Source organism: Sulfurihydrogenibium sp. (assembly GCF_027448985.1).
GTDB lineage: Bacteria > Aquificota > Aquificia > Aquificales > Hydrogenothermaceae > Sulfurihydrogenibium.
This window is the reverse complement of the sequence record NZ_DAIDMN010000047.1, coordinates 1-11830: the sequence shown is the minus strand read 5'-3', so window position 1 is coordinate 11830 and position 11830 is coordinate 1. Positions and strand designations below refer to the sequence as shown.

The 11830-nt window shown below is 31.6% G+C and carries 11 protein-coding genes; 2 read left to right on the top strand and 9 right to left on the bottom strand.

Features of this window, described 5'->3' with window-relative positions:
• The 6 genes from NE054_RS05190 to NE054_RS05165 all read right to left on the bottom strand — a co-directional run.
• A partial coding sequence (locus tag NE054_RS05190; protein ID WP_297889411.1) for a sigma-70 factor domain-containing protein occupies nucleotides 1-817 on the bottom strand: 817 nt, incomplete at its 3' end.
• A 3-nt stretch (nucleotides 818-820) separates the two neighbouring features.
• Entirely contained in the window at nucleotides 821-2488 is a 1668-nt protein-coding gene (gene dnaG, locus NE054_RS05185) for a DNA primase (protein ID WP_297889410.1), read from the bottom strand.
• A 56-nt stretch (nucleotides 2489-2544) separates the two neighbouring features.
• Nucleotides 2545-3195, bottom strand: a complete 651-nt coding sequence (locus tag NE054_RS05180; protein ID WP_297889409.1) for a DUF445 family protein — start codon at nucleotides 3193-3195, stop codon at nucleotides 2545-2547.
• Entirely contained in the window at nucleotides 3192-4031 is an 840-nt protein-coding gene (locus NE054_RS05175; protein WP_297889407.1) for an SPOR domain-containing protein, read from the bottom strand. The genes NE054_RS05180 and NE054_RS05175 overlap by 4 nt, the downstream gene beginning before the upstream one ends.
• On the bottom strand, nucleotides 4031-5689 hold the full coding sequence (argS, locus tag NE054_RS05170) for an arginine--tRNA ligase (RefSeq protein WP_297889405.1): 1659 nt from the start codon (nucleotides 5687-5689) through the stop codon (nucleotides 4031-4033). Before argS ends, NE054_RS05175 begins: the two co-directional genes overlap by 1 nt.
• Nucleotides 5673-6074, bottom strand: coding sequence for a hypothetical protein (locus NE054_RS05165; RefSeq protein WP_297889403.1), 402 nt, complete (start codon nucleotides 6072-6074; stop codon nucleotides 5673-5675). The genes argS and NE054_RS05165 overlap by 17 nt, the downstream gene beginning before the upstream one ends.
• Before the next feature lie 71 nt (nucleotides 6075-6145).
• Between NE054_RS05165 and NE054_RS05160 the strand changes: the two genes are divergently transcribed.
• On the top strand, nucleotides 6146-7186 hold the full coding sequence (locus NE054_RS05160; protein ID WP_297889401.1) for a trypsin-like peptidase domain-containing protein: 1041 nt from the start codon (nucleotides 6146-6148) through the stop codon (nucleotides 7184-7186).
• Nucleotides 7187-7247: 61 nt separating this feature from the next.
• The gene (locus NE054_RS05155) at nucleotides 7248-8105 is read left to right on the top strand and encodes an RNA polymerase sigma factor RpoD/SigA (protein WP_297889399.1); all 858 of its coding nucleotides are present in this window, start codon (nucleotides 7248-7250) and stop codon (nucleotides 8103-8105) included.
• On the opposite strand, the gene hisC is transcribed toward NE054_RS05155, so the two are convergent.
• From hisC to secD, 3 genes are read right to left on the bottom strand one after another with little or no spacing between them, the layout of a single operon-like run.
• Nucleotides 8098-9159: a histidinol-phosphate transaminase gene (hisC, locus tag NE054_RS05150; protein WP_297889397.1), complete on the bottom strand. Its 1062-nt coding sequence runs from the start codon at nucleotides 9157-9159 to the stop codon at nucleotides 8098-8100. The two genes, NE054_RS05155 and hisC, sit on opposite strands and share 8 nt — an antisense overlap.
• A gap of 1 nt (nucleotide 9160) precedes the next feature.
• Entirely contained in the window at nucleotides 9161-10087 is a 927-nt protein-coding gene (gene secF / locus NE054_RS05145) for a protein translocase subunit SecF (protein WP_297889394.1), read from the bottom strand.
• A 10-nt stretch (nucleotides 10088-10097) separates the two neighbouring features.
• Complete coding sequence (secD, locus tag NE054_RS05140) at nucleotides 10098-11636, bottom strand: protein translocase subunit SecD (RefSeq protein ID WP_297889391.1); 1539 nt, start codon at nucleotides 11634-11636, stop codon at nucleotides 10098-10100.
• Nucleotides 11637-11830: the final 194 nt, after the last annotated feature.

The window sequence follows — 11830 nt, the reverse complement described above, 5'->3', positions numbered from 1 at the left end:
CTAAATCCGGATGTATTTTTGATATTATCTTAATTCTTTTTTCATAATCTTTCTCATTTTTTCTTAGTTTTGTGTAGAGTTCCTTTAACTCATCTGCAATTTTGTCAAGTTTTGTAAATTTTATATTTAAACTTTTTATAAATTTATTTAGTTTTGCATGTTGCCATACAAAATCTTTTTTCGCTTCCAACGTTTTTGTTTCTAAGTAAATCTTTTCTTTATCCAATAAATCTCTGTATAGTTTTGCAAGTTCAAGCCCTTTCTTGATAAAGTCTGATGTTTGTTTGTCGTAATTTTCATTATTTTCTAGTTCCAAATCTTCTGCTAGCTCTTCATATTTCTCTTCAACTTCTTCAACGTCAAGTAAATCTTGAACTCTTAACTTTCCATCTACTACTTTTCCCCATTCATCTAAAAGTCTTTCCGTAAGGAAAGATGTTCTAAGTAATCCTCTGAAGACTTTTTTTCTCCCTCTTTCTATTTCCATAGCATACTTAATTTCCTCTTCTCTTTTTAAGAGGGGAATTTTTCCCATCTCTCTCAAATAAAGTTTTACAGGGTCATCAGCTTTTGACCATACATCATCATCAAATTCTATTCCAAGATAGATATCATCGTCTTCTTCTTTTATCTTTTCATCATCTCTTACATCGATGTTTAGCTCGTTTAGGTACTCTATCAGACTTTCTATATGTTCGTCAGATGAAAAAAACTCTTCATCTACGTATGTACTTATTTCCGAATAGGTGACGTAACCTTTCTCTCGTGCAAGGTTGATAAGTGTTCTAACGTCATCCCTTTCTTGAAGGTTAATCATATACTATCGCCTCCTTTTAAGAGTAATTAATTTATTTAAAATTTTATTTACATCTGTTTGGTGCTCTAAACCAATAGATAGAAATTGATTAACTTCAATTTTCTTTAACTCTTCTTCTAAAATCAACTTAACACTTTCTTGTGATATGTTAAGTTTTTCCTTCTGAATGGAATCTATAATATGTTGGATAGGTTCCGTATTCCCTGTTTTCATCAATTCAAGTATATATTTCAAATTTTCAAAATAGGATATTTTATCATAAAAATCTCCATCTTGCAACAAATGAGTATTTTCTATCAAATACTTTAAAATTATCTTTTCTTTTACAGAGAGTCTTAAATCTATACTATCCTCATCTTCTATTGAAATTTTTGAGATTTTTTCTCTTTCTATGAGTTTTTTTATCTTTTCAACATCTGCTTCCACACTTTGAAAATTTCTTCCTGTTTTTTGAGATACTATCTGTATGTAGGAGTTTCTTAGTACTGGGTCTTCTATGTATGCTATTATTTTTACTATGTGACCGTAGATAGTTTGGTACTTTTTTAGTTGTGTCTCTGTATCATAATTTTCCGTTTCTTTGAGTTTTTCAAGTAAAAACAGGATTATATCTTTTGAGCTGTTTATAACTTCTTTGACTTTTGATAATCCTTGTTTTGAGAGTTCATCTGGGTCTTTTACAGATGTGTAATATGCATACTTTACAAGTATACTTTCAGAAAGTAGTATTTTTGATGCATCTATTGCTGCTTTTTTTCCGGATTCATCAGAATCAAACATAACAATGGCTTCTTTTGCATACTTTTTAAGTAATTTTGCCTGATTTTTTGTAAAGGCTGTACCTAAGGTTGCAACTACATTTTTTATTCCTATCTGATGTAATGAAATTAAATCCATATAACCTTCAACTATTATCACACTTTCTTTTTCTTTTATATAAGGGAGAGATTGGTATATTCCGTAAAGTGTGTTTCCTTTTTTGTATATTACCGTATCTGGAGAGTTTAGGTATTTAGGTTGTTTTCCTTCTTCTAATGTTCTACCACCAAATCCAACTATGTTTCCTTTTATGTCTTTTATTGGGAAAATAAGTCTTCCTGAAAATTTGTCTTTTATATCGTCGATGTTTAAGGTTATCAATCCTATTTTTTCTAAATCTTCAATTTGAATGTTTTTTTCCTGTATATACTTTTTAAGCTGATTAGCATCAGTAGGAGAATATCCTATTTCAAACTCTTCAACTGTTTGCGGAGATATACCTCTTTTCTTTATATACTCTTTTGCAATTGAGGAGTTTTTTAAGTTTTCTTTATAAAACTCTGTAATTGCCCTTGTAATCGAGTAAAGACCTTTGTATAGATTATCTTTATCACTGTTTATGTATTTAATGGGTATATTATACTTTTGAGCGATTTTAACGATAGCATCAAAATAGGATATTTTTTCGTACTCCATTACAAATTTTATTGCATTTCCACTTATGCCACAACCAAAGCATTTGAATATATTTTTCGTAGGAGATACAACAAAAGATGGAGTTTTTTCTGAATGGAATGGACAGAGTGCCACGTATACAGAGCCTGTCTTTTTTAGGGGTAAGTAATCTGATATCACGTCGTAAACATTTGCAACTCTGTTTACCTCTTCTATCGTCTGTGGAGATATAGCCATTCAATCACCTTTTAGTTTAAAAGCAATTATTAAATTTAATAAGAATAAAAAATTTTTCAATGGTTTATAACTATCTGAATTAAACCTATAAAGAATCCAATTACTCCACCTAAGTATGTGATATGTTTTAGCTGTTTTTCTGAAAATCCTAAAACTATATCTTCAAGCTGTCTTATATCTAAGGAATTTAATGTTTCATATATAACTTTTTCTACGTCAAGGGATGCTAAAAGTTGAGGGAGTTCTTCTTCTATGTGTTTTTCTAAATTTTCTTTTATGGATTGTTGTGATTTTTCTAAGATTATTGGTTTTATCTTTTCTGATAGAGCTTGGAGTATCTTATCTGAGTAGTTAGTTAGAAAAGGTATCTTTAATCTGTTTTCTATGTCTTCTTTTAGGTTTTCTAATATTTTATCTACTATCTCTTCAATCGTTTTGTTTAATTTATCTTCTAAAATTTCTCTGTATGTACTTTCTATAAAAAGTTTATGAAGGTTTTCCGGATTGATTAGATGTTGACGGATTACCTTTGCTATTGATTTGGCAATCTCATCTCTTCTTTTTGGAATTAAACCGGGGGTAAAAGGTACTTTAATACCATATATTCTTATTTCATTGTAAGGTCTAAAAAGCATTTTTATTGCAAGCCAGTTAGTTATATAACCTATGAATGCTCCTATTAAAGGAGGAGATATATACTCTATCAAGAGCCTACTCTTTTAATAAAACCTTTAATATCGTGTTGTTTTTGATAATCTCTTGCTTCTTTTTCTGTGTTGAATTTTCCGACTAACACTTTGTGTAGCCCACCTTCTTCTATTATGTAAGCATTTGAGTATTTAGCTTTTTCTATTTCTGCTTTTTCTTTTGTTGAAAATGCTCCTACCTGTATAGCGAAGTATCCGGATTTTAGTTTTTCTATTACTTCTTTTGCTGAAGTTTCTTTTTCTTTTTCACTTACAACCTTTTGTTGTACAGGTTTTTCTTTTTGTTCTATTTTTTGCTTTTGTTGGTTGTTTTCTTCTTTTTTAGCTACTTCTTGTCTTTTTGTTTCTTGTTTTTGTTGATGTTCTTTATTTTCCTCTTTTTTTACTTCTTTATTTTGTTCTTCTACTGTTTTAGATGGTTGTGGCTGTTTTACCACCGCGTTTTGTCTTTCTGGTTGGGAAGTAAGCTGCTGATTCTGGGGAAGGTTTTGAGTGGTTTGAGTTTGTTTTTGGTTTTCTTTCACAACCTCAGGCTGGGTTGTAGATGGTTGTGGTTGATTGATTGTTGGTTGTTGTAAAGGTTCAGATTGGACTGGGGGTGTAGTTTGGAGTTGTTGTGGTTGCGGAGGAGCAGGTGGTTTATTTACCTCTGACAATACTTTAACCTGAGGCTCAGAGATTGTTTTGTCAGAACTTGTATAAAAGTTTAGCCCAATTGCTATAAATACAAGTGTGATGAGTAATCCGGATAAGAATATAATAAGTCTTTCTAAGGTTTCTCTCTTTTTCTTTTCTTTTATTTGTCTTACTGCACTTTTTAAATCTCTGTCTTCCATCACATTCTCTCCAAAGGAGTAATTCCCATCAATCTAAATAAGGTTCTTAAAGCATTTCTAACTGCTTTTAAAAGGTATAATCTTGCTCTCATTAATTTTTCGTCATTTTCTATTAAAAATTTATGTTGATAGTAGTATTTGTGTAGTTTTGAGGCAAGGTCGTAAGTAAGGTTTGTTATTTTGTGGGGTTGATTTTTTACAGCTGCTTCTTCTATTTCTTGTTGCATAGTTGATAAAAATTTCATCAAACTTTTTTCCTCTTCCTGGATTAATAAAGATAAATCAGCATCAAAATCTTCTTCCGGATTAAAGTCAAATCTCTCTTTTGCTTCTCTAAACACACTTGATATTCTTGCATGGGCATACTGGACATAGTAAACCGGGTTCTCATTACTTTTTGAAAGAGCAACATCTATATCAAAATTCAGATGTGTATCCGGGTCTTTTGAAGCAAAAAAGTAGATAACAGCATCTTTCCCAACTTCTTCAACAAGCTCTCTAAGAGTGATAAAATCTCCACTTCTTTTTGACATTTTTACTTCTTGACCATCTTTAAAAAGTTTAACAAGTTGTATAAATACAACGTTAATCCAGTTTTCAGGAACACCGAAAGCCATCACTGCTGCTTTTAGTCTTGGAAAGTATCCATGATGGTCTGCTCCCCATACGTTGATTATAAAATCGTATCCTCTTTCGTATTTGTCAAAGTGGTATGCTATATCCGCTGCAAAGTATGTGTATGTTCCATCTGATTTTTTTATAACTCTATCTTTTTCATCTCCGTAAAGAGATGTTTTTAACCATAATGCTCCATCTTTTTCGTATAAAAGTCCTTTATTTTTCAAAAAGTTTAATGCTTGTTCTACTTTACCATGTTCATAAAGATGTTTTTCACTTGTCCATATGTCAAACTCTACGTTTATCAATTTAAGGTCTTCTTTTATTTTATCTAAAAGGTAGTTTTTTGCGTACTGTGCACAAAAATCTACTGCTTCTTCTTCCGATAACATACTTAATATTTTCTCTCTTTCATAGTGGTAAAGTTCTTTTGCTATTTCTTTTATATAATCTCCATGGTATCCATCTTCCGGAAAAGGGTAATCCGGCTGGTCTATCTGTCTAAACCTTGCGTAAACAGACTGTCCAAGCTTTTTTATTTGATTTCCTGCATCATTTATATAAAACTCTTTTTCTACTTTGTATCCTATGTAGGAGTACATGTTTGCTAATAAATTTCCTACAACTGCACCTCTTCCGTGTCCTAAATGTAATGGTCCTGTAGGATTTGCACTTACGTATTCTATGTTTATTTTTCCTCTATTTTTTTCTAACACTTCCCCAAATCTATCTTTCTCTAAAACTGCCTTTTTTACGATGTTGTGGTAATAGTTTTCAGATAAAAATATATTTATAAATCCATTCAATACTTCCACTTTACTAAACATAGGGTCTTTTTCTAAGATTGATTTTATTTTTAAGGCTATATCTTGAGGTTTTTGTTTTAAATGTTTTGTTAGTAAAAATGCTACATTCGTTGCTAAATCTCCGTAAAGCTCTTCTTTTGGTGGTTCTACTTTTATCTTATCTTCTATATCCGGAAAGAGTAGTCCTTCTTTTTTTAAGATTTCTACAATTTTATTTTTAACTTCCTTTTTCAATTTCTCTCCTTCCTTTATTACAGATTATGTAGTTGATAAAGTTTATGTAAAGTAAAATAACCAATAGATTAATTATATCAAATTTTATGACTATCATCGGCAGATATAAAAGTAATCCTAGAAAAATAACGGTAGAAAAACAGTTTTTTATGTACTTTGGTTTATAAACGAGGAATGGAATAAAAATTAGTAATCCGATAAGTCCTATAAATGTAAGGTCCAACTCTGACGAAGGAAAGTATAAAGATAAAAAATAGTAAAAAATGTTAACAAAACAGCTTAGAAAAATTGTAAATAAAACAATCTTGTAGAATACATTTTTCACTTTTAACTGTATTGGTTCATTACATTTTGAGTATCTACAGTCCTCCTGATTTATAAACATTTATTTACACTCCAATAGCTAAAGTTAAGGTATAATATATTATAACTTTCTCAGAGGTAAGAATACGATAGATGAAAGATGATACCGTAAAGCTAAAAGTAAAAACTTTAATTTTAACTTTCATCATAATATCTATTTTAAGTTCTTGTGAAAAAAAGAGAGAAAAAGATGCAGTAGAGCTCATACAGGAGAGAGTTGAGAGAATAATAAAGGAAACGACACCTTCTATCATAACAGTGTTTATAAAACCTAAACAAAACCAACAGATAATATTCAAAGATTTAGATGATGAATCTATTGGTTCCGGATTTATTGTAAAAAAAACTCAAACTCATCTTTACATAGCTACAAACGCCCATGTAATTGGCAATAACAATCAGGTTTACATAAGGCTTTACAACGATAGAGTTATGAAAGCAGATGTTGTTGGAATAGACAATCCTACAGATATAGCGGTTTTAAAAGTAAAGATAAACCATCTTAATAAGGACTTAAAGCCTTTAAAGTTGGAAGATGTAAAAAATATAACTATAGGTATGTTTGTCCTTGCAGCCGGAAGTCCTTACAACTTGGGTCATACTTATACATTTGGAATAGTATCCGCATTGGATAGGGAAGTAGGAATATCCGAAATAGAAGGATACATTCAAACGGATGCAGCTATCAATCCGGGAGATTCAGGAGGACCTTTGTTGGATATGGACGGTAAAGTTATAGGTATGAATATTGCTACAGTTCAGTCTGGACAAGGACTTGGTTTTGCAATACCATCTGATGTCATTAATGATGTGGTAAATCAGCTCATAAAGTATGGTAAAGTATCAAGAGGTTATATTGGTATAACAGTAGGAGATTTATCAGAAGAATTAAAAGAAAAATTAGAGATAGATGGTGGTACAATAATCTTAAAAGTTAAGAAAGGTAGTCCATCGGATGTATCCGAATTAAAAGAAGGAGATATAATAACAAAGTTTAATGGAAATTTAATAAAAAATTCAAGAGATTTTCGTAAAATGTTTAGAAAAGTAAAACCGGGAGACATGATAGAACTAGAAGTTATTTCAGGGAAAAATAAAAAAGTCATAACGGTCGTAGCTCAAGAAAAAAGTTAACATTTGACAACTTAACGTAGAAAATATTAATATAAATAAAACTCAAAAAAAGGGGATAAAAATGAGAAAGTTCAATTACGAAGAAGGTGTTGAGTATTACATAAAGTCAATATACAAGATTCCTCTCCTTTCACAGGAAGAAGAAAAAGAAATCTTGGAAAGAATAAAATCCGGAGACAAAGAAGCTTTCAAAAAACTTGTCATCTCTAATTTAAGGTTTGTAATAAATGTGGCAAAAAGGTATGCCGGATACGGTATTCCACTTCAAGACTTAATATCTGCCGGGAATATAGGACTTATAGAAGCTGCAAAAAGATTTGACCCATCAAAAGGTGTAAGGTTTATATCCTATGCAATATGGTGGATAAAACAATCTATTTTAAACGCCATAAGTGTTGAAGGAGATATAATAAAAAAACCAAGTAAAATTCAAAGTATATCTCAAAAAATAAACAATGCTTATTATTACCTAAAAGATTCATTAAATAGAGAACCTTCCGTTGAAGAAATCCAAAATCTTTTAAAAAGAGAAAATATTGAAATAGATAAAGAAATAATAGAGTCTAACCTATTTTTCAAACAACACTTTGTTAGTTTAGATACACCTATCTTAGATTCAGATGAAAGTATTTTCCTGTCAGACATAATATCCCAAACTGGAACAGAAGATATAGAAAAAGATTTGAAAGAAGAAGACCTTTTAAAATCAGTAGATGAGCTTTTAGATAGCTTATCTGAACGAGAAAAACAGATAATAATACATAGATTTGGACTCTACGGAGAAGAACCAAAAACACTAAAAGAAGTTGGGGAAATAGTTGGAATATCAAGAGAAAGGGTAAGACAGATAGAAAAAAGACTGATAAAAAAACTTAGAAGTTTAGCTTCTAAAAAAAATTTACAAGACTTAATTAGGTAAAAATTTCCTTTATAGCTTTTATAAACTCATCATTCTCTTCTTTTTTACCTACAGAAACTCTGATACAGTTTTCCATCTTTGGCAGGTGAGACATGTTTCTTGTCAAAACACCTTTTTTAATAAGCTCTTGATGAGTTTTATTTCCATCGGGAGTTTTCATTAAGAAGAAATTCGCATCTGAAGGGTACACTTTTACATCCGGAATTTTTGATATTTCTTTTATAACTCTCTCTCTTTCCTCTTTTACAGCTTTAATCTGATTTTTTAACTCCTCTTTTCCTTCCGTTAAAACTACTTTTCCTATAACCTGCGTAGGATAAGTTATATTAAACGGCAGTCTTGCTTTATCTATCTGTCCAGCAACCTCTTTTTTTGCTATCAAGTATCCAAGTCTTATAGATGCAAGTCCTACCTTTGACATTGTCCTTAAAACAACTACATTATCGTATTCTAGTGCTTCTTTTAAAAAACTCTCTTTGTCTGAAAAGTGAATGTACGCCTCGTCTATTACAGTAAAAATACCTTTTTCTATAACTTTCATTATAAGGTTTCTATCAAAACTGTTTCCTGTAGGATTGTTTGGAGACGCAAAAAATACAATATCCGGATTTTGATTTAAACCTTCCTCTATTCCTTCTTCTGTTAACTGAAAGTTATCATCAAGGAAAAATTCTGCTTTTGATCTTCCTACAACATCACTGGATACCTGATACATAGGAAATGTAGGAACCGGATACATAACTGGCTTTTTTAAATCTCCTATCACTGTAATAAGAAGATGAATAATCTCATCTGAACCATTACCAAGAACAAGGTTTTCAGGGGTTATTTCTATTTTTTCTTCATCTGATATAAATCCGGATAAAGCTTCTTTTAACTCTTTTGCATGGGGGTCAGGATACCTTTGAAAGTTTATTTTAACTATCTCTTCTTTTATTCTATTTTTAAGTCTATCAGATAAATCAAAAGGACTTTCATTTGAAGATAACTTTACTTTGCAAGGTGTAGTTTCTGTTTTGTAGGCTTTTAAATTTTTTAGTCTGTCTAAATACATTCTACACTCCCGAAACCTGTTCTTTTTTTACTCTTGACCTTAAAAGCTTTTCAACTTCTAAAATTAGTGGAGCAGCTACGTATATGGAAGAGTACGTTCCAAATACGATACCTATTAAAAGTGCCAGAGCAAAACTGTTTAAAGACTCCCCACCAAAGAAAAATAAAGCTAAAACTGAAAACAAAGAAGTTCCCGACGTTATAATCGTTCTACCAAGGTTTTCATTTATACTTTTGTTTATAATAGCTTCTAAGTTTTTCTTTCCTCTTTGTTTTATATTTTCCCTTATTCTGTCAAAAACTATTATAGTGTCGTTGAGAGAGTATCCAAGAACAGTTAAAACAGCTGCAACAACCGTTAAATCTATCTCCCTGTCAAGAAGTGAGAATATACCAAGAGTTATGATGGCATCGTGGAAAAGAGGAATAATAGCTGCGATAGCAAACAGCGGTTCATATCTGTATCCTACGAAAAGCAGTATACCGACCATAACAAAAATTATAGAATAAACGGAAGCTTTTGCCATCTCACTTCCAACCAACGCATCTATAAACTCTATCTTCCGGATTTCGTACTGGTTTTGATACTTTTTATCTAAAGCTTTCTTTATACTCTCAACTACAATAGAAGATGAACCTTTCTTTGCCGAAACCCTTATCTCAACCTCTTTTTTTTCCGTCCCAACCTCTTGAATAAGAGTATCATCAAGGTTTACTTCTTTCAGCAACAACCTTATATCAGATACCTTTACAGGTTGATTAAACTTTATCTGAACTGACGTTCCACCTGTAAAATCAAGACCAAGGTTAAAACCTTTTGTGAAAAACAAAACCAAACTCACCACCAAAAGAGAAAAGGATATTAAATAACCAATCTTTCTTATTTTTAGAAAATCTATGTTAGGTGCTCTTACTAAAAAGTTTCTCATACCTATCTCCTTATATTGCATACTTAAAGTATTTCTTACCACCGATTGTAAAGTCAAGAAGCATTTTAGTTAAAAATACAGCTGTAAATAGATTTATAAATGTTCCTATTGATAAAGTTGCTGCAAAACCTTTTAGTGGTGCATTTCCAAATTCAAGTAGTGCTAACGCTGCAATTATCACTGTTATGTGAGAGTCAAATATGGCGCTGAAACCTCGTTTAAATCCTTCTTCTAAAGCCACTCTGAGAGTTTTTCCTTGATTGAGTTCTTCTTTTATTCTTTCAAATATAACAACGTTTCCGTCAACACCCATACCTATGTTAAGGATTATGCCGGCTATACCTGGTAAAGTTAAAGTTATATCAAATAACAGCATCGTAACCCAAAGAAGCATCAGGTTAAATATCAGTGCTATAACCGCTATAAATCCGGATAGTGCATACCTGTAAATCATAAATAAACCAACCAAAGTAAAAGAAACGATTCCAGCCGTAAGAGTTTTATCTATCGATTCTTTACCGAGTGTTGGACCTATAACGCTTTCTTCCACAATACTAACAGGTGCAGGTAATGCTCCAGCCCTTAAAACTACCGCAAGGTCGTTAGCTTCTTCCGTTGTAAACCTTCCTGTAATTTGTCCAGACGATGTTATTCTTGACCTAATTACAGGTGCGGACATAACTTTACCATCAAGGACAATGGCAAGTCTTTTACCAATCATCTTCTGAGTTGCTTCTCCGAAAATTTCCGCTCCTTCCGAAGTTAGCTCAAAGTTTACAGCAGGATTTCCCCCTTGGTCCAAAGCAGTCCTTGCATCTTTAAGCATAGCTCCTGTTATTACAGGTGTTTTTTTAACCAAAAACCACTCTTTTACCTTTTGACCATTAACAATATCTTCTTGACCTTCTAAAAGTTCTAAATCATCCGGTATTCCACTTGGATACTTTTTTAATAACTCCTCTTTTGAAAAAGCTGAATCAACTACCTCTTTTAGTTCAAGTTGTGCTGTTTTACCTATTATAGACTTTGCTCTTTCTATATCTATTACTCCCGGAATTTCAACTAACACTCTATCTTTACCTTTTTGAGCTATGTTAGCAGACAGTGTTCCAAACTGGTCAATCCTGTTTCTTAAGGTTTCAACAGCTTGTTTCATCGTTTGAGTTTTTATCCTGTTTAATTCCCAATCTGCATACTTAACCACTAATCCACCCTCAAAATCTTCAACTACAACCTGAGGAAACTCCTTCTTTAGTATCTCCTTTGCCTTTTCTATCTTCGTTGGGTCTAATAAAACAACTTTTAAAGAGTCATTTTCAATCTTAGAGCTTAAAAGTTCTATATCGGCATCTTTAAACTTTTTTTCAATATCTTTTGCAAGAGTTAAATATTGGTCTTTTATCACTTTATCTATATCAACTTTTAATGTAATACTTATTCCTCCTTGTAAATCTAAACCGAGTTTAGGAGATTTGGTCATCATTACGTAAATTGAGCCAACAAGGACTAAAAAAATGATGATTAACTTAATCTTAGCATCTACTTTCAAACTTTATCTCCTACCTTTTTATTATAACAGTTTATTATTCTACCACATGTTTAGAAAACTTAACGGATTATATTAATAACTAATACTACATAGTAAACACAAAAGAATTTTTAAATTTGGATTAGAACCTCAAGGTGAAGAAAGATTTATAAGTATCCAGTGGTCGGTAGAGGACTTGAACCTCTGACCCCCTG